Consider the following 22,788-nt stretch of genomic DNA (forward strand, 5'->3'; position numbering starts at 1 on the left):
CTTTTACTACTCAATTTTCAAAATAAACAATTTGTTCAATTCTAATCGAATTAAAATCATAAGTAAATTTATTAGAGATAAATATAAAAACTAAACTGTGGAAATAATATTTTGCACTGCACTTTTTGCAATATTCAGAGGGCTAAAAGTATCTCTTATTAAAGCTAAGAGTTTTTTTGCATCTGTAAATTCTAATTTTTCATCTTTTATAAGGCTTAAAAGAAGATTCTTTCTAACTTCGGATCCTTTTTTACTAATAAATAATTTCAATCCAGCGTTAGCAACTGGTATGAGGTCTGAATTAATATTCTCTGAATCTTTAAATAAAATATTTAATAAACTTTCAACTTTTTCTATTTGAATTTGACCTTTTTTATCAAAAACGACTTCTAAAAGGATGTCTAAAATCTCTTCAGAATTATCTGTAAGTAGTTTTTTTGCAATATAGGGATAAGCGATTTTTAAAATTTTAAATTCAGGATCTAGTCTTAGTGCTAAACCTTCTTGACTAACAACGGCTCTTATTATTAAGGCAAACCTACTGGGAACTCTGAAAGGATAGGAATACATTAGTTTTGAGAATTTATCAGTTACATTTTTAAGATTAAAATTACCAACCTCTGCTCCTAGAGATCCTCCAAGAACTTCTTTTAATGGTTCTACAAGTTTTTGAAGATCTTGCTCTTTGGTTAAAAAACCTAATTTCTGGAAATCTTCTGCTAGAAGATAATATTCTTCATTTATTATGTGAACAATTGCCTTGATAAGAGTAAGCCTATCTGAATTAGTAATAGTATCCATCATTCCGAAATCAACATAAGCTAAATTCCCACAATCTGCATTTCCTCCTTTGAGAGCAAACATATTTCCTGGATGTGGGTCTGCATGAAAATATCCAAATTCAAATAATTGCTGCAGTCCACTGATGACACATGTTTTTATAAAAGAAGAAGGTATTAAGTTATTTTCCTCGAGTAAAGCTCGATCTCTTAACTTAACTCCATCAATCCAAGAGGTTGTGATAATCCTTTTAGATGAAAACTGTTTTTCTAATTTAGGAATAAAAATATTTGGGTTTTCTTTGAATAAATTTGCAAACTTCAAAGCATTTTCGGCCTCTTTTTGATAGTCAATTTCATCAAAAAGTGCCTTACCGAATTCATCTATTATTTCTCCAATTCCAACACCTATATTTAATGGTAAGAGTGGAGATAAAAAAGTTCCTAAAAACCTTAAGATTACAATATCCCTTCTTATGAGAAAGTATAGATTCGGTCGCTGTACTTTCACAGCTAGATAAGAATTATTTATTTTTGCTTTATAAACTTGACCTAAGCTTGCTGAAGCAATAGGACTATCTGGAAACTCTTCAAATAATTTATTAGCCGGGGATCCAAGTTCCTCTTCAATGATTTTTAAAGCAATTTTGTGATCAAATGCTGGGAGATTATCTTGTAAGTTTGTAAGTTCTGTAAGCCAATCTTGTCTAACAAGATCTGGCCTAGTTGAGAGTGCTTGGCCTAATTTGATAAAACAAGGCCCTAAATCCGTTATTACATCAAAAAGATATTTCGAGAGATTTTTTTGTACATTTTCATTTTTACTGTTACCTTGAAAAAGTATTCTTAAAAAAAGAAAAATAAAAGTTAAAAGGATATATAAAACTCTTGGGATAAAAATCCATGGTCTCAAAATCAACCAAAGTAAGTCATCTTTTGCTGAATATTTCGAATAAGATCTTTTCATTAAAGTTAAAAAATATCAAAAAAGATTACCATGTAGACCATTCTATATATGTCAATAATACTTTATGAGCATTTCATCTTTTCTAACTAAAAAGTTTTTAAAGTCTTTATTCTTTCCCGCTCATAACAGAGGGGCAGCTTTACCAGATAAATTGGTGAAGTTATTAAAAAATCCACCTGGGTATTGGGACTTACCCGAACTACCAGAAATAGGTTCACCGCTATCCCAAAGCGGATTGATTGCTAAATCTCAAAGAGAATTCTCCGAAAGATTTGGGGCTAAAGGATGTTTTTTTGGAGTTAATGGAGCTTCCGGATTAATACAATCAGCAGTAATTGCAATGGCAAATCCAGGAGAAAATATCCTGATGCCTAGAAATGTTCACATAAGTATTATAAAAATCTGTGCGATGCAGAATATAAATCCAATATTTTTTGACCTAGAATTTTCAACCTTAACGGGTCATTACAAACCAATTACAAAAATTTGGTTTGAAAATGTATTTAAGAAATTAAATTTTGATGAGAATAAAATTGCAGGGGTTATTCTTGTAAATCCCTCTTATCATGGATATTCCGGAGATTTAGAGCCTTTAATAGATTGTTGTCATCAAAAAAATTTACCTGTTTTAGTTGATGAAGCCCATGGTTCATATTTCCTTTTTTGTGAAAACCTTAATTTACCAAAACCGGCCTTATCATTAAAGGCTGATTTAGTTGTTAATTCATTGCATAAGTCGCTCAATGGATTAACTCAAACGGCGGTACTTTGGTACAAAGGGAATCTAATAAATGAAGGTAATTTAATCAAAAGTATTAATTTGCTGCAAACTACTAGTCCAAGCTCCTTATTACTTTCTTCTTGTGAAGAGTCTATTAAGGACTGGCTCAATAAAAAAAGTTTATCAAAATATCAAAAAAGAATTTTAGAGGCAAAAAGTATTTATAAAAAATTAATTCAAAAAAATATTCCTCTCATAGAAACTCAAGACCCCTTAAAAATTGTAGTCAATACCTCTCAGGCTGGAATTGATGGTTTTACTGCTGATAAATTTTTTTATAGAAATGGCCTTATTGCCGAATTGCCAGAAATGATGACTCTCACTTTTTGCTTAGGATTTGGAAATCAAAAAGATTTTCTTAATTTATTTGAAAAGTTATGGAAAAAATTACTGTTAAATGCCAAAAAATCAAAAAGTTTAGAAGTGCTCAAATCGCCCTTTGAATTAGTTCAAGCTCCCGAAATCGAAATTGGAATTGCTTGGAGAAGTGAGACTCGTAGTATTTCTTTCTCACAATCATTAAATAAAATATCTGGAGATATTATTTGCCCTTATCCTCCCGGGATACCTCTAATAATTCCTGGCGAAAAAATTGATATAAATAGGTTTAATTGGATAAATAATCAAAGTTTATGCAACAAAGATCTGGTAAATTTTAATATAAGAGTCATAGAAACATAGCAATTTCATATGAGATTAAGAAGCGGATTACTTATAGGAATTTTTGGTTTAATTGTTGTTTTGATGGGGGGGTGGTTTTTTACATTGGCAACTGCGTTGCTTACATATCTAGCATTATTAGAATTTTTTAGAATGGCAGAATTTAAAGGAATAAGACCAGCTACAAAAACTACACTATTTTCATCCTTTATAATTATAGTTTCTACTTATCTTGAGACTATTGGTTTGCTTGAAGGAGAAATTTCAAATTCAATTTTACCAATCTGTTCAGTTGGGATATGCACTTGGTTACTTTTGCAACCAAAACCCGGGACAATTTCAGATATTGCAGCCTCTATTTTTGGATTATTCTATTTAGGTTTTTTACCTAGTTACTGGATTAAGTTAAGGGGATTAGATTCAGTGATAATAAGTTCAAATCAGGGTATTATGTCGTTTGAGAATTTATCAAATACTACAGGTCTTTATCTAACTTTAACTTCTTGTTTTTTAATTGTAGCTAGTGATATTGGTTCTTATTTCATTGGGAAGTCATTTGGTAAAACATCTCTATCTCCAATATCTCCGAGCAAAACTATAGAAGGTTTACTTGGAGGAATATCCTGTTCAACATTACTAGCAATATTTTTCGCATTTTTAATGAATTGGGAAAATCCATTATTTGTTGGAATAATATATGGAATTTCAATTTCTCTTATGGCATTAGTTGGAGATTTAATTGAATCTATGATGAAGAGAGATGCAAAAATAAAGGATTCCGGAACTTTTTTACCTGGACATGGAGGAATTCTTGACAGAATTGACAGTTACATCTTTACTCCATCTGTTTTGTATTATATTTTTATAATTTTGAAGTATCTAAATTAATTAAAAAATCTTTTATTCCAAAAAATAATCTTGGATAATTTTACTAGATAATGATGGTAGATCTATATGTGGAAGATGACCACAATTTTGTAATCCTACAAAATTTAATTTTTCAATACTTCTTATGTTTTTAATCTCTTTTTTTCCAAGGATTCGATCATTTTCTCCACATAATGTTTTTATAGGGATATTTTGAATATATTTTTGAGTTCCGGCAAACCCACCACTTTTTGCAAATGATGCAAGTGAATTCCTCCATCCTTTACAACCAAGATGAATTGAAGCAATTTGCTCTTCCATTTCACCAACACATTCATCTGGAAAAGCAAATGCTTGCCTACAAAGACTTTTTCTGACCTGAGGCAAGCCAAGAAATGAGGCGCCAATTTGATTAAGAGGGAAAGGAATTCTCTTAGGTTCTCCAAACAATCCGGCTGGAGAAAGAAGGATAATTTTGTCAATAGAATCAGGAATTTCAAAAGCAAGTTTTAAAGCTGTTGAGCCTCCCATAGAGGCACCTATAATTTTTAGATTCTTTGCTATCTTTAAAGTTTTAAGGAGATCAATTAAATGTGAAATTATTTTCGAGGAATTGTATTCATTTGTTGCGCACCTGGGACTAAAACCAAAACCCAACAGATCAGGAACGATAACTTGAAAATTTCTTTTAAGTGATTTGTATATTCTCCTGAATTCTAAAAAACTACTATCAAAGCCATGCAGAAGAAGTATAGGTTGACCTTTCCCTCCCATAACTACTGGGAATTTTAAAGAATTCCAGTTTTGGTTGAATTTTATCCACCTTACATCATTTGCCAAATAAAGACCTAAAGGGTCTAAAAGTGACAATTTGGCACTTTCAAAAAATTCTGCATTTAAATCACTTAATTGTTCAAAATTGTTTTTAGTCAAAAAAATGTTTATATTTTAATTTTTTGTTGTTCAAAATTTGAAATGACCTCTATTATATCCTGTTTATTAATTTCAAAAGGTAAAAAGTGAATCTCAGATTTATCTCGACAGGTAAAATCAGCAATTTTCTCTAAATTATTATTTTCAAAAACATTTATTCCAAGTTGTCCGATAGTAGTTGGCAAATTCAATTCTTTCATGAGTACAAATAATTGTTTAATTGATTGAGCAGCTAATTTATTATTATTTTTCATTTCTTCTAATCTTAATTGCAATAATAATCCAACCCCAACAATCTCACCATGTAAGAATTTATTAGGGGTAATTATCTGAGTAATTGCATTATGAATAGCATGTGCTGCTGCAGTCCTACATTTTTCTCCACCAATACCACCAACTAATCCTGCTGTAAGTCCACATGCTTCTACAGTATTTTGCCAAGAAGGATAATTTTCATATTGACCCTTAAACGCTTTTTCTCCATCTATTAATAGTTGATCTCTTAAAACTCTTGATATCTGAATTGCTTGTTGAACAAGACCGTCATCTATCGTTGAACTTGTTATTGAGGATTCGTACCATTTTGCCAAAGCATCAGCTATGCCACTTGCAAGTGTTCTTGATGGTGCTGTTTGAATAAATTTATGATCATAAACTAGTATTTTCGGGCAAGATCTTAGTTCGACATCCTTTATGAATTGACCATCCTTTGTATATATATTTGATAAGGCTGTCCAACCTGCGCATGTAGATGCACTAAGAGGCACAGTAATACAAGGGATATTAAGACAATCTGCTAAATATTTTCCAGAATCAAGAACTTTGCCACCTCCAGCTGCGATAACAGAATCATTATTATTATTTAAAATGATATTCTTAACTCTTGAAATATCTTCGTAACAACAATCAAATTGTAAATTAGCAGAATTAACATTAAGTTTTTGATTTTTTAAATCATTAAAAATATTATTTCTCAAATTATTCGTTTGAATTCCTCTACCTAGAATTAATGGACTTTTAGTTAAAGTACTGATTTGAGGTAATGATTCTTCCCAAGCATAATTTCCCCTATATATAATTTCTGGAGAGATTGACTGCATATTTACTTTGAATGATTAGAAGTTAGCACCTGCTAGCTCTTGAGAAGATTCTTCAGAAGAAATATTTATTGTAACTTTTTTATTGTCATCTATATCAACTAAAGCATTATCTCCATTTTTTATTCTGCCAGAAAGAACTTCTTCAGCCAAACTATCTTCAAGTAAACGCATAACCGCCCTTCTCAAAGGTCTTGCTCCGTATGAAGGATTATAACCTTCCTCAACCAGTCTTTCCTTGAAAGCATCGGTGACATCTAATTTAATGCCTTTATCTTGTAATCGGACAAAAACTTCTTGCAACATTATTTCAGCAATTTCTTTAACTTCATTTTTAGTTAGTTGTCTGAATACAATTATTTCATCAAGTCTATTTAAAAATTCAGGTCTAAAGTATTGCTTAAGTTCTTCATTAACTAATGATTTAATTCTATTATATTGGCTATCTTCAACTGAATCACCTGAGAATTCGAATCCTAGTCCGCCACCACCTTTCTCGATGACTTTTGAACCGATATTAGAGGTCATAATTAACAATGTATTTTTAAAATCTACAGTTCTACCTTTGGAGTCAGTTAATCTTCCGTCTTCAAGTAATTGCAATAATAAATTGAAAACATCTGGATGCGCCTTTTCAACTTCATCAAATAAAACGACTGTATAAGGACGTCTTCTAACTGCTTCAGTAAGCTGGCCACCTTCGTTAAAACCGACATAACCAGGCGGTGAGCCTATAAGTTTACTAACTGTATGTCTTTCCATAAATTCTGACATATCTAATCTGATCATTGCTTCTTCACTACCGAAGAAATATGAAGCTAGTGATTTAGTCAATTCAGTTTTACCAACACCAGTAGGGCCAGAGAAAATAAAACTTGCGATGGGTCTATTAGGATTTTTTAATCCAACCCTTGCTCTTCTTATAGCTCTTGAAACAGCCTTTACAGCTTCGTCTTGTCCAATTAGCCTTTGGTGAAGTGTTTCCTCCATATTAAGGAGCTTGACTGATTCAGTTTCTGTTAATTTTTGAACAGGAACGCCTGTCCATGAAGCCACAATATGTGCAACATCCTCTTCACTAACAAGGGGATTTTGCAAAAGTGTTGAATCGCTTTTTAAAGAATTATCAGCATTTAATTGATCTCCAGTTGCAGATTCTTTTTTATTGTCCAATACTTCTTTAATTTTTGCAGACAATTCCATCTCTTTTTCACGTAATTGGCCAGCTTGATCGAAATTTTGGTCTCTTACAGATTCTTCCTTCTGTTTTTGGACTTGTCTTAACTCTCTATCTATTTGTTTTGCTTCAGGTGGAAGTTTAGAGTTTTTTAAACGAACTCTACTTCCAGCCTCATCGATGAGGTCAATAGCCTTATCAGGTAAAAATCTGTCAGATATATAACGATCCCCCAAATGAGCTGCGGCCTCTAGCGCATCATCAGTAATTTTCAAACGATGATGTTGTTCGTAACGCTCTCTAAGACCTTTTAAAATTTCGATTGTATCTTCTATAGATGGCTCACCTACCATTACAGGCTGAAATCTTCTTTCTAGAGCAGCATCTCTTTCAATATGTTTTCTATATTCATCTAGAGTTGTTGCTCCAATACATTGAAGTTCCCCTCTAGCTAAAGCTGGCTTGAGTATATTTGCTGCATCTATAGCTCCTTCAGCAGCTCCTGCACCAATTAAAGTATGTACTTCATCTATAACAAGAATGACGTTACCTGCTGATTTAATTTCTTCCATTATTTTTTTTAACCTTTCTTCAAATTCACCTCTATATTTTGTTCCTGCTACCAAAAGACCTATATCAAGAGTCAAAACTCTCTTATCTTCAAGTATGTCTGGTATATCTCCAGTTTGTATTCTTTGAGCTAAACCTTCTGCAATAGCTGTTTTACCTACACCAGGCTCACCTATGAGAACAGGATTATTTTTTGTCCTCCTACCTAATATTTGAACTACACGATCTATTTCTGAATGGCGGCCAACTACTGGATCTAATTTTGATTCACTAGCTAGTTTTGTTAAATTCGTGCCGAATTCATCAAGAGTAGCAGTTTTTAAGTTGCCCTTGTTTGAACTGGCACCTGAACCAACTTCAGCTGTTTCACCAAGCATTCTTATAACTTGAGTTCTTACTTTGGTAAGGTCTATATTAAGATTTTCAAGAACTCTCGCAGCAACACCTTCACCTTCCCTTATTAAACCTAATAATAAATGTTCTGTACCTATGTAATTGTGACCTAGTTGACGAGCTTCTTCAAGAGATAATTCTAAAACTCTTTTAGCCCTAGGAGTAAAAGGTATTTCTACAGCTACAAAACCTGAACCTCTACCTATTATTTTCTCAACTTCTATTCTTGAATCTTTTAAATTAACTCCAAGCGACTTAAGTACTTTAGCTGCAACTCCAGTTCCTTCTCCAATTAACCCTAAAAGAATTTGTTCAGTTCCAACAAAATTATGGCCAAGTCTTCTAGCTTCCTCTTGAGCAAGCATAATGACTTTTATTGCTTTTTCTGTAAATCTTTCAAACATTAGAAGATTAAATTCCTATTAATAACCTACCAGTAATATGTCAATTTTGTGTTCAGAATGAGCTTTTATGAATACCTAAAAGTATAATTTATCAAATTAAATTGAACTTTTTTGATGATATAGCAAGAAATTATAGTAATTTCAAGCATTCTGGTTATCCGAACATTTAAATTTTTACATTATTTTTGTTGTTAAATTTTTTTCTTTTAAAAGAGCATGTGAACCATCTTTATAATAATTTTTTCTTATTCCTACAGTAGAGAAATCAAAGCGTCTATAGAATCTTTCGGCAGTAACATTGCTCTGAGAAACCTCCAATAGTAATTTTTTTAGATTCAAGTTTTCACATTTGTTTATTAAATACCTCATAAGGTAAGATCCAAAACCCTTTTTCCTAAACTTCTGATTTACAACAAAATAATTTATTTGAGCCTCATCAAGAACAACTTGAAAAACACATATTCCAATAACTAAGTTTTTAATTAATACCCCAAAGACTTTTGTACCTTCTTTTTTGAATTCATTAACCCATTGTTTCTTACTCCATAACGAAATCGTATTTGAATCTAATTCATAACATAAATCAATATCTCTCTCATTTATTTGTTTAATAGATATCATTTTAATAAGTATATTTAATGTCAAAATCTTGATTCATTATAAAATATGACAGGTTTGGCAAAGCTTTATTCAAAGTTCTCCTATGGAAGAAAAACATAGTTTTTTAAAACAGAAAATTGATCTGGAAAGCCCTAATAAAAATATTGTACCTATTACTACATCCATTGGAGGAGATGGAAAATTGTCAGTTGGTGGATGTTCTATTGAAGAATTAGTTGAAAAATATGATTCACCTCTTTACATTTTGGATGAAATCACTTTAAGAGAGTCTTGTAGAGCTTATAAAAAAGCCTTAGAAAAATATTATCCAGGCGAATCACTTCCCATATATGCCTCCAAGGCAAATAGCTCTATATTCATGAGTAACCTTGTTTCCTCAGAAGGGTTAGGACTTGATGCAGTTTCGGAGGGAGAATTATTAACAGCCTTAAAGGGTGGAGTCCCAAATGAAAAAATTGTTTTTCATGGGAACAATAAATCTGACAAAGAAATAGATTTCGCGATTAGAAATAACATAAAAATTATTATTGATAATGACTATGACTTAAAAAGATTAGAGGAAATATCAAATTCATTAAATCATGACTTAGAAATAATGATTCGCTTTACTCCTGGAATTGAATGTCATACACATGAATACATAAGAACAGGTTCATTTGATAGCAAATTTGGTTTTGGTATCGAATATTTGAATAATATATTTGCCAATATAAGCAAAACTAAACATCTCAATTTAAAAGGACTACATGCTCATATTGGTTCCCAAATTTTTGAACTAGAACCTCATAAAGATCTAGGTGAAATAATGGTAAAAGTTATTTTAGACGCCAAGAAATATGGCCATAAAATTAAAGAACTAAATGTTGGTGGAGGCTTAGGCATAAAATATACAAAAAATGATGACCCACCTTCTATTGATGAATGGGTAAAAACAATTTCCTCCTCAGTTGTTAAAGCTTGTAAAAAACATAATTTAGATTTACCTAAATTGATGTGCGAACCTGGTAGATCCATTGTATCCACAGCAGGCATAACAATATACAAAATTGGTGCTTTTAAAGAAATTCCTGGAATAAGAACTTATTTGTCTGTTGATGGGGGGATGAGCGATAATCCAAGGCCCATAACATATCAATCAAATTATTCTGCATGTTTGGTAAAAAACCCTTTTAATCTTAACTCGACAAATAAATATACTATTGCTGGTAAACACTGCGAATCGGGAGATGTATTATTTAAGGAGATAGAACTCGCAAATTGCAAAACAGGAGATCTTATATGTGTTTTTGGTACTGGTGCGTACAATAATTCAATGAGCTCTAACTACAACAGAATTCCAAGACCTGCAGCTCTTTTAGTTTGTGATGGAGAAGCAGAGATTATTCAAAAAAGAGAAAGTCCATTTGATCTTTTAAGGTATGATATTTTGCCTGATCGCTTTCTTAAACAAAATTAGGTACATTTAAATTAATTTTGTTTTTAGTGTGAATTTCTGGGGGATTATAAATTTAAAACTTTTGTTAGATGTCTTATTTGCTCTTGGTTTTGGACTTCTATTGTTTTCTAGAGTAAAAGAACAAAGGACATTATGGCTTTTAAGAGGATATTTGTTTTTAGTATCATCAGCATGGTTTATTCAACGATATGCATACTTACCACTAACATCAAAATTAATTGATGCAGTAGTTCTCGCCTGCTCTCTCTCATTAGCGATCCTTTGGCAAGGAGAGTTAAGAAGATTAATGGAACTATTAGGCACAGGGAGGCTAGCTGTATTACTAGGAAATCCGCCAAAGGAATTTAGAGCAGCTTCAACTACTATTACACAGTTAGTAGATACTGCAGGTAAACTTTCTCAAAATAGGAGGGGGGCTTTAATCGTTGTAGATTTGGGGAGTGATTTAAGACCTGAAGATTTTTTATATGCAGGTACCAATATTGAGGCACAATTATCGACTGACCTTTTAATAAATCTTTTTGCAACAGATACACCCTTACATGATGGAGCAGTTCTTGTGAAAGGGAATAAAATAATATCTGCCGGGGTAATACTCCCTTTATCTAGGCAAGGAATAAGTAGATACGGGACAAGACATCTTGCCGCACTAGGTATTACAGAAAGATTTGACAGGTGTATTTGTATTGTTGTCTCTGAAGAGACAGGCACATTATCATTAGCAAACCAAGGGAAACTTGAAAGGCCAATTACCAGCAGTAGGTTACAAGAACTTCTTTTAGATTTAATTGGGAATCAAAACTCAATGGGAACAAACAAATCATCTTTAGGTAAAAATTCTTTATCCCAAAATACAAATCTAAGTGATAATATTGTCAGTGATTCGAACGAAAAAGATACCGAAAAGCCTGCAATCTTTATTAACAAAAATGATTAACTTATGACTATTGGAAAAATAATTGACAATAAAAATAATAACTTATCCAAAAAAATAGATAAGCAAAAAATTCCAGAACATGTAGCAATAATCATGGACGGAAATGGTAGATGGGCAACCAAAAAAGGGTTACCTCGTACATATGGTCATAAAAGAGGAGTTAGTGTTTTAAAAGAAATTCTCAAAGCATCAAAAAAATTAGGTTGTAAAGTACTAACTGTTTATGCTTTTTCAACCGAGAATTGGACAAGACCAACAAAAGAAGTTGATTTCCTTATAAATCTTTTTAGCGAAGTTTTGAGCAACGAAATTGAAGAGATACATGAAGAAGCAACAAAAATAAAATTCATTGGAGATTTAACTCCTTTCCCTGAAACTCTAAAAAAAATAATATTTAATTCAGAATATCTAACTAAAAACAACAATAAATTTTTGTTGAATATTTGTGTAAATTACGGAGGTAGACAAGAAATTGTAAAAGTTGCAAAAGAATTAGCATTAAAATCTTCTTCTGGCGAGATAAATCCAAGTGAAGTTAATGAAGAATTATTTAATTCAGAGCTATTAACACGAGGGATTAAAGATCCAGAATTACTAATAAGAACTAGCGGAGAAAAAAGGATCAGTAATTTTCTTTTATGGCAATTAGCTTATTCAGAAATTTACATATCCGACGTACTTTGGCCAGACTTCAATGAGTTTGAATTTTTAAAAGCAATAATTGATTACCAATCAAGGAATAGACGTTTTGGCGGTATAGAATCATTACCAAATAAATCTTTTGAAGATTCTCATTATTCTTCCTAACAAAAATGGCTAATTTGAATAATCAATTATTAAGAGAAATTAGGTTCGATTGGAATAAAGAGGAGATATTGGAAATACTTAATATGCCTCTGATTGATTTAATTTGGGAATCACAAATTGTTCACAGGAAATTTAATAAATACAACATTCAATTAGCATCATTGTTCAGCGTAAAAACTGGTGGATGTGAGGAAAATTGTTCGTATTGTAGCCAATCAATTTATAGTGCTAGCGAAATAAAAAGTCATCCACAAGTTCAAGTTGAAGAGGTTTTAGCAAGAGCCAAAATCGCAAAAAATGAGGGTGCAGATAGGTTTTGTATGGGTTGGGCATGGAGAGAAATTAGAGATGGTAAATCTTTTAATGCAATGTTAGAAATGGTTAGAGGTGTTAAAGATTTAGGGATGGAAGCATGTGTTACTGCTGGGATGCTTACAGAAGAACAAGCTTCTAGACTGGCTGATGCAGGTTTGACCGCATATAACCACAATCTTGATACTAGTCCTGAGCACTATAAAAATATAATTACGACTAGAACTTATCAAGACAGACTAGATACAATTAAAAGAGTAAGAAATGCAGGAATAAATGTTTGTTGTGGAGGGATAATAGGTTTGGGTGAAACTAATGGTGATAGAGCATCTCTTTTGGCAGTGCTTTCAAATATGAATCCGCACCCTGAAAGTGTTCCTATTAATGCACTAGTAGCTATTGAAGGGACTGGATTAGAAGATAATCAAGAAGTTGATTCTATTGAAATGATAAGGATGATTGCTACAGCAAGAGTTCTTATGCCTAAAAGTAAAATAAGATTAAGTGCAGGGCGAGAAAAGCTTTCAAAAGAAGCTCAAATTTTATGTTTTCAATGTGGGGCAAATTCAATTTTTTATGGAGATGAGTTACTCACAACTTCAAATCCATCTTTTCAATCAGATAGAAAACTTCTTGAAGAGGTTGGCTTATCATTTAACAAAGATTTTGAAGCTTGTGAAAAAACATTATCTTCTTTATGAAAGGCCCAAATTATAAAATAGTTTCTATTTATTCTTTCTTCCCATTTCAAGAAAACTTAATTTTTGATCTCAAAAATAAATTATTAAAAATTGAAAATGAGAACGATCTTTCAGGTTTATTAATTTTTGCAAGTGAGGGCATTAATGGAACTATTTGTGCTGATAAAAATGTGATTGATAATGTAATCAATTTACTTAGCAAATATACAGATAATAGAAACTTGAATATGAAAGTAAACTTTTCAAAAGAGAAAGTCTTCAAAAAATTAAAAATAAAAATCAAGAAAGAAATTGTTACAATGGGAGTCCCTGAAATAAATCCCTCACAAGATAATGGGATTTATATTGATTCGGCAGAATGGAATAAGTTAATTAAAAATCAAAATACAATAGTGATTGATACTAGAAATCATTATGAGGTTTCTGTAGGTACATTTCAGAACTCTATAAACCCAAATACAAGAAACTTCAGCGAATTCCCCAATTGGGTAGATGATCACTTAGAAACCCATATAGAAAATAAAGAATCTACAAATATAGCAATGTTTTGTACTGGAGGAATAAGATGTGAAAAAGCTACTAGTTTGCTAAAAAAGAAAGGTTATAAAAATATATATCACCTACAAGGGGGCATCCTTCAATACCTTGATGATGTCCCAAAAGAAAAAAACTTATTTGAAGGTGAATGTTATGTTTTTGATAAAAGAGTTGCTTTAGATCAAGAATTAGAAAAAGGCTCCTACTCGATTTGTCATGCATGTGGAATGCCAGTTTCAATTCAAGATCAAGAAAGAAAAGAATATAGAAAGGGTATCCAATGTCATTTCTGTATAGACCAATTCAGTGATGATGATAGGAAAAGGTTTGAAGAAAGACAAAAACAAATAGATAAATTAAAAGTGGAAAATCATAAAATCTACAAGGACTAATTTTTTAAAATCATGAAAGTTGAAGAATTAGAAAAATTAGCATCTACCATTGGATTATTAATTAAAATTCAAGTTACAGAAACTCTCGGATTATGTTTCTTTAAAATCGTTATAGCGGAACAGACAGATAACATCATTAAGATTTGGGCTGAAATGAAAGGTTGGACTTATTTAAATAAACAAGGTATTCAGCTTGATACACTAAGAATCCTTAGTAAAGCTCCTGCTTTTGTTTCGGAATTAATATGGGCAACTACTATGGCTTGGGCAATTGAAAAAAAATCAAGCAACAAAGCAAGGCTTTTAGCTATTTTTGATAGTGAAGGATATAGTAAAAAACTTGTGAGATATTTCAAGTTAATAGGATTCAAAATTGTAAAAGAAGTTGGTTCTAGCCCAGTAGATCTTTTATTAAGATTGGTTTGGGGAGGTGCAGGTACACTCATGAACGGGGAATGTATTTCAATACTAAAAAAACTTGAAAAGAAACTCTCTTTAATTGAAGAAAATTAACCCGCATGATAACTACTTCTAACTAAAGGGCCAGAAGATACTTTTTTAAATCCTAATTCCTTAGAGAAGCGATATAAATATTCAAACTCTGATGGATCCCAATATTTCTTAACTGCCAAATGATTGAATGAGGGCCTTAAATATTGGCCAATTGTAATTTGATCACAATCTATTTTTTTAAGATCAGAAATTGTATTTTTTATTTCATCCAATGTTTCCCCAAGACCTAACATAATTCCTGATTTAGTTTGAATATGAGGAGCAATATCTTTTGACTTTTCTAGTAAACTAAGGGATTTCTTGTAATTTGCACCCCGCCTAACTTCTTTTTGAAGTCTTTCAACAGTTTCAAGATTATGATTAAAGCATATTGGATCTTTTTCTAAAATCATCTTCAATCTATCAGTCTGAAGGTTATTAGTTTCATCAAAATTTTTGCCCCCACCCCATAAATCAGGAGTTAAAACCTCTATTTTAATTTTTGAATCAATTTTTCTTATCTCATCAATTGTAGATACGAATAAATTTGCACCATGATCAGGGAGATCGTCTCTAGCTACAGATGTCAAAACAACATATTTCAAATTTAATACTTTCACTGCTTCAGCGACTTGAGTACATTCATCAATATTGATAGAACTAGGTCTACCTTTATTTACCTGACAAAAAGCACATGAACGGGAACATATCGATCCACCCAGTAAGAAAGTGGCTGTTCCTGAGGCATAACATTCTGCTCTATTTGGACATCTTGCTTCTTCACAAATAGTATGGATATTTGATTTTTTGATAAGTGTTTGTATTTTTTCAAATTCTGAAGCTTTACTAATAGGAAATTTAATCCAGGGGGGAAGTCTTAAGATTTTTTCTTTCTTGATAAGATTATTTTCTCTCATTGTCTAATTTATTTTTGTTCTTCCTTCTAACGCCCTTGCAAGTGTAACTTCATCCACATATTCAAGTTCACTGCCCATTGGGAGGCCATATGCAATCCTCGTAACTTTAGTAAAAGGAGCTAACAATTTTCCAATATAAAGACTTGTTGTATCTCCCTCAACACTGGGGGTCAATGCCAATATGATCTCATCTATTTCAGTCTTACTAACTCTTTCTACCAAGCTTCTTATTTCTAAGAGTTCGGGGCCAACAGAGTCCATTGGAGATATCAAACCACCAATAACATGGTAAACACCTTTAAATTCTCTGGCGCGCTCCAAAGCAAGCAAATCTTTAGTTTCTGCTACTACACAGATTAGTTTTTGATTTCTTTCAGTATTTTTACAAATTTCACATACATCTTCTGAAGTCAAATTGAAACATTTTATGCAACGACCAACATTACTATGTGCCTCTAACAAAGCCTTTGAAAAATCTTTTATTGTACTTTCAGGCTGTTTTAAAACAAACAGGGCCAATCGTTGCGCTGTTCTTGGACCAATCCCTGGGAATTTCTCAAAATGACCAATTAATTTTGAAAGCGATTTGGTATAAGTAATCAAAATTAAACTGTTTCTAGGGATAATTTAGACGCAAAATTCTGAATTGCCATAATTGTTTGCTTTTAATGTCTTATTATATTTTTAGTTAGTAATTTCAAACAAAATGAAAAATATTAAATTTAACCCTTTCAAATATTTATTTTTGATTTTTTTGTGTTTAACACTGAGTGCTTGTAGTGGCGGACTAAATGCAGGATTAGAAGCTTATCAAAGTCCAGATGGAAGATATGCCTTTTTGTACCCAACAGGATGGACTAGAGTAAAAGTCGATGGAGGACCTGAAATTATTTATCATGATCTAATAAATAGTAATGAGACCTTAAGTTTAGTTATTTCAGATGTAAATAAAGATGTTCAATTAGAGCAATTAGGAAGCCCAAGTGAAGTAGGTCAAACATTAATTGATAAAGTCATTGCTCCCGAAGGTTCAGGTAGAGATGTAAAACTTTTAAATGCCAATAAGAGGGAGGCATCCAATCATATTTTCTATGATTTAGAATATGAATTAAAATTAAATGCACAGGCCAGACACGAATTAGCTACCGTTGTAATTGATAGAGGAACACTTTACACTTTCGCTGTGGGAACAAATGAAGAGAGATGGAATAAAGTTGACGGAATATTTAGTAATGTGATTGAATCATTTAACTTTTTAATATAGTTTAGAAATTCCATACTAGATCCCTACTTGAACATTCCATAAATCCGCATATATTCTGTTCTGATCTAATAGTTTTTCATGCTTTCCGCTTTCAACTATTTTACCTTTATTAATAACAACAATATTATCTGCATTTTTTATAGTGCTTAATCTATGAGCTATTACTATAGTTGTTCTTTCTTTTGTGATTTTAGATAATGATTTTTGAATTAAAGCCTCTGTTTCATTATCAACTGAGGCTGTAGCTTCATCTAATATTAATATTGGAGCATCCTTTAAAACAGCTCTCGCCAAGGCAATTCTTTGACGTTGACCGCCTGAGAGCCTTTGACCCCTTTCCCCCACTATAGTTTTATAGCCATCTGGTAATTGTTCAATAAATTTATGAGCTTCCGCAATCTTTGAAGCTTTAATGATATCTTTAAGACTTGGGTTGATTGAGCCATAAGCAATATTTTCTTGTACACTTCCATGAAATAAATAAGTTTCTTGACTTACTAAAGAGATACACTTTCTCAAATCCCTTAAATTAATTTCTTTAATAGAAATGCCATCCAATGTTATTGACCCATTATTAATATCATAAATCCTAAGGAGTAATTTTATTATTGTACTTTTCCCAGAACCCGTTAAACCAACAATTCCTAATGTTGAGTAATTTTCAATTTTAAAATTTATGTTTTTTAAAGTTAAATCTCTTCCAGGATAATTAAAATTTACATTATTAAAAATAATTTCTCCTTTAATATCTATAGGTTCAATTTTTATTTTTCCATCTTTTATTTTTATAGGCGTATCTATGAGATCAATTACTCTATCTATTGAAGCCATAGATCTCTGAAAATCATCTAAAACATGCCCCAAAGTAGTTAAAGGCCACAATAGTCTTTGTGTAATAAACACTAAAAAACTATACGTTCCTACATCAAGTGTCTTATTCCAAGTTTGGAAACCTCCAATTAATAGAATCGCTATAAAAGCAAATAAGATTGCAAATCTTATAAGAGGGATAAAAGCAGAAGATAATTTTATTGCAGCCTTATTGCTTCTTTGATAATCTAGGCTTTCTTTATTTAATCTATTTAGTTCCCATTTTTCTTTAGTAAAACTTTTTATCGTTAGAATTCCACTTAAATTATTATTAAGTCTTGATGCCAACAGTCCAGCTTTATTTCTAACATCTCTATATTTTGGAGCAAGCTTCCTTTGAAATTTAATTGATCCTAAAAATATAATTGGAATAGGAAAGAAAGCGAATAAAGCAATTTTTGGAGCAACAAAAATCATAGTACTCCCAATTATTAAGACAGTTATAAATAGCTGAATAATCTGATTAGCCCCTTGGTCTAGAAATCTCTCGAGTTGATTTATATCATCATTCAAAATAGATAATAGCCTTCCAGTATTATCATTTTCAAAAAAATCCATATCTAATTCCTGGATATGCTCATAAGCTTTAATTCTTAATTTATGTTGAGATAGCTGAGCTAAATTTCTCCATAAAATCGAATATAAATATTCAAAGTAGGATTCACCAGACCAAACTATTCCTGAAGCAAATGCAAGAAAAATCAATTGTGCTGGAACTTCTTTTATCCCAAAACCAGCAATCCATGAATTCTGTTCCTTTACAACGATATCAACTGCGAGACCAATTATTACAGGGGGAGCTAAATCTAATATTTTATTAATTATGGAACTAAGAAAAGCAAAAAATAGTAAAGTTCTTTCTTCAATTAGATTTAAATAAAGTCTAATTATTGGATTTTGATTGTTCTTAGACCTCATAAAATAACAATTAAATTTTTCTATTATGATTTAAATTTTCTTTAGTTTCTAATTTGCATTTTGTTTTTGCATCTTGATGACTTGCAGTTTGTGTAAATTCTTCGTAGTAACAATCACAAGTTTCATTCACAATTTCTTCACTATATACTATTTCTGCCTTCAACATTTCCTCTTTAACACTCTGAATACAAAATAATTTTATGATTGAATTTTCTTTTGTTTGAGCTAAAAAATAACTATTAAAAGAGTTGAATAGGATTATCAGATTCACAAAGATAAAGAATTTATATTTACTAGTTTTCATTCTCTATGCCTAGTTTCTGACTTTAATTTTTTTTAATTTATTTTTAGTTTCTCTATGCAGATCTCTGGGTAAATCTACCAAACTGTACTCATTAAAAATCTGTATCTTACCAATGGATCTACCATTTATATTAGTTGAATTACAGATTGAGGATATTATATTTGCAACTCTAACCCCATCAAATTTGCCAAAGTTAAATTTGTAGGTTTCAAAAGAATCATTTTGATAATTATTTCTTCTATTCGAATTTCTCATACGATTATTAATATTTCTATTTGATCTATTTCGATCATTATTATTTTGTTTATGAATCCAAGAATCATCTTCATTAACAAAAAATGATTTATTACCTATTACTAAATTAATCGCCGCCATTGCAATATTTGATTCATCCATAGCGTATTTTTCTTTTAAATTATCTAGTACATCAATAATCAAAGCTTTATTTTCTTCATTTTCATCTTTAGCTAAAGAACTTTCATTAACATTCTCTATAAGTTTCTCCATCCTTTTTTCATTTATTACTTTATTACTTGGTATATTAATTTCTTCAATCTTAGTTCTTGTTGAGTTTTCTAGGTTTCTTAGAAAGTGTTTTTCTCTTTGATTAACAAATAAAATTGCTTCTCCTGATCTACCTGCTCTTCCAGTTCTTCCAATTCTATGAGTATATGTTTCCTTGTCAAAAGGAAAATCGTAATTAACAACAAGTTTTATCCTCTCAACATCTAATCCTCTAGCTGCGACATCAGTTGCAACAAGGATATTAATAAATCCTTTTTTTAATCTATCTACAGTATTTTCTCTTTGGTTTTGAGGTATATCTCCATTTAGGACTGCCACAGTATGACCTGAATTCTCTAAAGCTTCAGCTATTGAAGTAGTAAGTAGTTTTGTCCTCACAAAAATTATTACCCCCTCGTTATTAATTTCTAATATTCTTTTTAAAGCATCTAACTTATGATGCCTTTGTACATATAGAAATTTTTGCGAAATTAATTGAGTTTCTTTTTTGACACTTTTGATTAATATTTCGGCGGGATCATTTAGATATTTTTTCGCAATATTTCTTATCTCACTAGGCATTGTTGCTGAAAACAATACCATCTGCTTATTTCCCGGAAGTTGATCTATTATCCATTCAATATCTTCAAGAAAACCCATATTTAACATTTCATCAGCCTCATCTAAAACAAGACAATTTATGTCTTTAATTTTAAAAGTTCCCTGCCTTATATGATCCATGATTCTGCCAGGGGTCCCAACTACTACGTCAACTTTTCTTTTCAATGCAAAAATTTGATTTCGATAGTCGGTACCTCCATATATTGCAACCGTCTTAAAATTACTAGATTCAGAACTATAACTTTTAAAAGATTCTGCCACTTGAGTTGCTAATTCTCTTGTAGGAGTCATAACTAAAACCTTGGCATTTAATTCTTTATTATCTGCAAGTTTTTCTATTAAGGGTAATGCGAAAGCTGCAGTCTTTCCTGTTCCTGTTTGTGCTTGGCCTAGTAAATCTCTGCCTAACATTAGTTCTGGAATTGCAGCTTTTTGAATGGGAGTTGGATTTTTATATCCTTTATTTATTAACGAATTTAAGATCGATTGATTAAAACCAAAATCGAGAAATCCATTCTCATTATCATTTTCTTTCGATACTTCCAATGGTTGAGATTCAATTTCTTTTTTATTCTCTAAGTTCTTTAACTCAATCATGGAAGCATCTTCATTCTGAGATTTTTCCTGCTCACTACCAAGAGAGTTACTATCTTTTTTTAAAGCCATTTTAAATGCCTAATAATCTTCTGATTAGGCATTCAACAAATATCTAAATTGACTTGAATTGTTGATTAGCCTTGCAGAGCCGAATTATTAATCTAACATCTTAGGGTTAAGTTCTTACTAATTTTTCAAAAAAAGATTTAATTTAAATAATATATTTCTAGAAATTTTTTCGCTCTTGTAACAGCAGTATAAAATAACCTTTTTTCAAAATTATCTCTGCAAAAGATATTTTCACTATCTTTTTTTTCTTTTAAAGCAAATTGATTTCTTCTATATTTTGGTGACCACAATATGCTTACTTTCTCAGACTCACTTCCTTGGGATTTATGAATAGTAATGGCTATTGCTGGAACAACATTTTCTAAATTAGATGGATCAATTAAAGTGACAATTTGTTCGTTATTATCATTAAATTTTCTAAAAAGATATTTCCTTTCTTTTTTTAAACCTATAAGTACACCGATATCGCCATTTGACAATCCAAGTTCATTATTGTTTTTTGTACACATTATCGGAACACCCTCATTTAAAGTTTTAAGATCATAAGGTTTTTTTTGACCAAAAATAACTTCATTCAAATATTCAACACTCCATATTCCAGAATTTTTTTCACATAAAATCAAGTGACTTTGTAAATCCAGAAATATCTTATCTACTAAATCTTTTTCATTAAGCAATAAATTATCGATACCCTCATCAAATATATATTTTTTTTTACTTAAATTTGAAGTTAAAAGATTTAAATTATTTAGATGACTTGTAATCGAAAAAAATAGTTTTTTTGGAAGATTTTTTTCTCTACTTTTTAAAATAGTAACTTCTTTTGATTTGTTATATTTTTCTAATTCTTTTATCTTTTGATTAACTAAACGATAATCATTATTAAATATTAAACTACTAAATAATGCTATATCTCCAGTATTTCTGTAAGTTTTTTCTAAATTTACTACACAAGATTTAATTGAACTATTTTCACAATATGCAAACAAATAATTCCAGATAGAACAGTTATTTACTGGAGACAATTGATTTTTATCTCCAACTAAAATAATTTTACAGTCCTTTGCCAGTAAACTTAAAACTGATTCAATCAAATCGATATTAACCATTGACATTTCATCAATTATGAAAATATCAAGTTCTTTTAGTTTAAATTTCAACTTAAGAGATTTATTTTGAGAATTTAAAATCCATCTATGTAGAGTTTGAAATTCTATTTGGTCTTGAAATTTGCTAGAAGTAATATTTTTTTTATAATTAAGAGCTTCTTTTAAACGAGCTGTAGCTTTACCTGTTGGAGCAGACAACCCAATATTTAAAAAGCTATCAACTCGAATGAGTTCTATTATTAAGTTTATAATTAATGTGGTTTTACCTGTACCTGGTCCTCCTTGCAGAAAAACTAAGTTTGAATATTTAAATATATTTTTAATTTGATCAATTTTATTACAATCTTTATAAATTATCGAGTTAATTAAATTATCAGTATCTATTTTTCTTAAAAATGAATTAATAACTCTTTCTATCTTTCTTGACCATTTTGCAAGTGATAATTTTCTATCTACTAATACGAATGGAGAATTAAGGAAACCTATCAAGCCTATATTTTTTAAAATATCTAGATGTTTATTGGGCCAGCCATCTTCTAATATTTCAAAGATAATTAAACTATTATCTACATCAATAATAGTTTCACCGTTTTTTTCAAACTCTAATAAAATCTTTATTGTATCTTTTACGAAATTACCGTATTTTTTATCATTAAATTTGAAAATACCTAAAATTAAATTAAATATATGATCATATTGGAACTTTTCAATATCAGTCTTTTTTTTATTCAT

General features: G+C 30.8%; 20 protein-coding genes. 9 read left to right on the forward strand and 11 right to left on the reverse strand.

Annotation, left to right across the window (positions count from 1 at the left end; genetic code table 11):
* Positions 1 to 90: 90 nt before the first annotated feature.
* On the reverse strand, positions 91 to 1,746 hold the full coding sequence (locus EW14_RS05765) for an AarF/ABC1/UbiB kinase family protein (protein WP_042850561.1): 1,656 nt from the start codon (positions 1,744 to 1,746) through the stop codon (positions 91 to 93).
* A gap of 64 nt (positions 1,747 to 1,810) precedes the next feature.
* Between EW14_RS05765 and EW14_RS05770 the strand changes: the two genes are divergently transcribed.
* Entirely contained in the window at positions 1,811 to 3,208 is a 1,398-nt protein-coding gene (locus EW14_RS05770) for an aminotransferase class I/II-fold pyridoxal phosphate-dependent enzyme (protein WP_042850563.1), read from the forward strand.
* 9 nt (positions 3,209 to 3,217) lie between these two features.
* Positions 3,218 to 4,075: a phosphatidate cytidylyltransferase gene (locus tag EW14_RS05775; RefSeq protein WP_042850564.1), complete on the forward strand. Its 858-nt coding sequence runs from the start codon at positions 3,218 to 3,220 to the stop codon at positions 4,073 to 4,075.
* A 12-nt stretch (positions 4,076 to 4,087) separates the two neighbouring features.
* On the opposite strand, the gene EW14_RS05780 is transcribed toward EW14_RS05775, so the two are convergent.
* The 4 genes from EW14_RS05780 to rimI all read right to left on the reverse strand — a co-directional run bounded on the left by EW14_RS05780 (position 4,088) and on the right by rimI (position 9,249).
* A complete protein-coding gene (locus tag EW14_RS05780) occupies positions 4,088 to 4,987 on the reverse strand; it encodes an alpha/beta fold hydrolase (RefSeq protein WP_042850565.1) in 900 nt (299 codons plus the stop codon).
* A gap of 8 nt (positions 4,988 to 4,995) precedes the next feature.
* Positions 4,996 to 6,087 (reverse strand): iron-containing alcohol dehydrogenase, encoded by a 1,092-nt coding sequence (locus tag EW14_RS05785; protein ID WP_042850566.1) that lies wholly within the window; start codon positions 6,085 to 6,087, stop codon positions 4,996 to 4,998.
* 15 nt (positions 6,088 to 6,102) lie between these two features.
* The gene (locus EW14_RS05790; protein WP_042850567.1) at positions 6,103 to 8,628 is read right to left on the reverse strand and encodes an ATP-dependent Clp protease ATP-binding subunit; all 2,526 of its coding nucleotides are present in this window, start codon (positions 8,626 to 8,628) and stop codon (positions 6,103 to 6,105) included.
* Positions 8,629 to 8,802: 174 nt separating this feature from the next.
* Complete coding sequence (gene rimI, locus EW14_RS05795) at positions 8,803 to 9,249, reverse strand: ribosomal protein S18-alanine N-acetyltransferase (RefSeq protein WP_042850568.1); 447 nt, start codon at positions 9,247 to 9,249, stop codon at positions 8,803 to 8,805.
* 82 nt (positions 9,250 to 9,331) lie between these two features.
* On the opposite strand from rimI, the gene lysA reads away from it, so the two are divergent.
* From lysA to EW14_RS05825, 6 genes are read left to right on the forward strand one after another with little or no spacing between them, the layout of a single operon-like run.
* Positions 9,332 to 10,705 (forward strand): diaminopimelate decarboxylase, encoded by a 1,374-nt coding sequence (gene lysA, locus EW14_RS05800; protein WP_042850569.1) that lies wholly within the window; start codon positions 9,332 to 9,334, stop codon positions 10,703 to 10,705.
* 28 nt (positions 10,706 to 10,733) lie between these two features.
* A complete protein-coding gene (gene cdaA / locus EW14_RS05805; protein ID WP_042850570.1) occupies positions 10,734 to 11,642 on the forward strand; it encodes a diadenylate cyclase CdaA in 909 nt (302 codons plus the stop codon).
* A gap of 3 nt (positions 11,643 to 11,645) precedes the next feature.
* Positions 11,646 to 12,449: an isoprenyl transferase gene (locus EW14_RS05810; RefSeq protein WP_042850571.1), complete on the forward strand. Its 804-nt coding sequence runs from the start codon at positions 11,646 to 11,648 to the stop codon at positions 12,447 to 12,449.
* Between the two features lie 5 nt (positions 12,450 to 12,454).
* Complete coding sequence (gene bioB, locus EW14_RS05815; protein ID WP_042850572.1) at positions 12,455 to 13,462, forward strand: biotin synthase BioB; 1,008 nt, start codon at positions 12,455 to 12,457, stop codon at positions 13,460 to 13,462.
* Entirely contained in the window at positions 13,459 to 14,391 is a 933-nt protein-coding gene (locus EW14_RS05820) for a rhodanese-related sulfurtransferase (RefSeq protein ID WP_042850573.1), read from the forward strand. Before bioB ends, EW14_RS05820 begins: the two co-directional genes overlap by 4 nt.
* A gap of 12 nt (positions 14,392 to 14,403) precedes the next feature.
* Entirely contained in the window at positions 14,404 to 14,904 is a 501-nt protein-coding gene (locus EW14_RS05825) for a hypothetical protein (RefSeq protein ID WP_042850574.1), read from the forward strand.
* Here the strand turns inward: EW14_RS05825 and lipA are convergent.
* The gene (lipA, locus tag EW14_RS05830) at positions 14,901 to 15,800 is read right to left on the reverse strand and encodes a lipoyl synthase (RefSeq protein WP_042850575.1); all 900 of its coding nucleotides are present in this window, start codon (positions 15,798 to 15,800) and stop codon (positions 14,901 to 14,903) included. The genes EW14_RS05825 and lipA overlap by 4 nt on opposite strands.
* Positions 15,801 to 15,803: 3 nt before the next feature.
* Complete coding sequence (gene recR / locus EW14_RS05835; RefSeq protein ID WP_042850577.1) at positions 15,804 to 16,403, reverse strand: recombination mediator RecR; 600 nt, start codon at positions 16,401 to 16,403, stop codon at positions 15,804 to 15,806.
* 103 nt (positions 16,404 to 16,506) lie between these two features.
* On the opposite strand from recR, the gene psbP reads away from it, so the two are divergent.
* Entirely contained in the window at positions 16,507 to 17,064 is a 558-nt protein-coding gene (gene psbP, locus EW14_RS05840; RefSeq protein WP_042850578.1) for a photosystem II reaction center PsbP, read from the forward strand.
* A gap of 15 nt (positions 17,065 to 17,079) precedes the next feature.
* Here psbP and EW14_RS05845 read toward each other — a convergent pair whose 3' ends face one another.
* The 4 genes from EW14_RS05845 to EW14_RS05860 all read right to left on the reverse strand — a co-directional run bounded on the left by EW14_RS05845 (position 17,080) and on the right by EW14_RS05860 (position 22,788).
* Positions 17,080 to 18,852, reverse strand: coding sequence for an ABC transporter ATP-binding protein (locus tag EW14_RS05845; RefSeq protein WP_042850579.1), 1,773 nt, complete (start codon positions 18,850 to 18,852; stop codon positions 17,080 to 17,082).
* Between the two features lie 10 nt (positions 18,853 to 18,862).
* Positions 18,863 to 19,156, reverse strand: a complete 294-nt coding sequence (locus EW14_RS05850) for a hypothetical protein (RefSeq protein WP_042850580.1) — start codon at positions 19,154 to 19,156, stop codon at positions 18,863 to 18,865.
* 9 nt (positions 19,157 to 19,165) lie between these two features.
* Complete coding sequence (locus EW14_RS05855; RefSeq protein ID WP_042850581.1) at positions 19,166 to 20,947, reverse strand: DEAD/DEAH box helicase; 1,782 nt, start codon at positions 20,945 to 20,947, stop codon at positions 19,166 to 19,168.
* Between the two features lie 137 nt (positions 20,948 to 21,084).
* Positions 21,085 to 22,788 (reverse strand): ATP-dependent RecD-like DNA helicase, encoded by a 1,704-nt coding sequence (locus EW14_RS05860; protein ID WP_042850582.1) that lies wholly within the window; start codon positions 22,786 to 22,788, stop codon positions 21,085 to 21,087.

It is taken from the genome of Prochlorococcus sp. MIT 0604 (assembly GCF_000757845.1).
In the GTDB taxonomy this organism is placed as follows: domain Bacteria; phylum Cyanobacteriota; class Cyanobacteriia; order PCC-6307; family Cyanobiaceae; genus Prochlorococcus_A.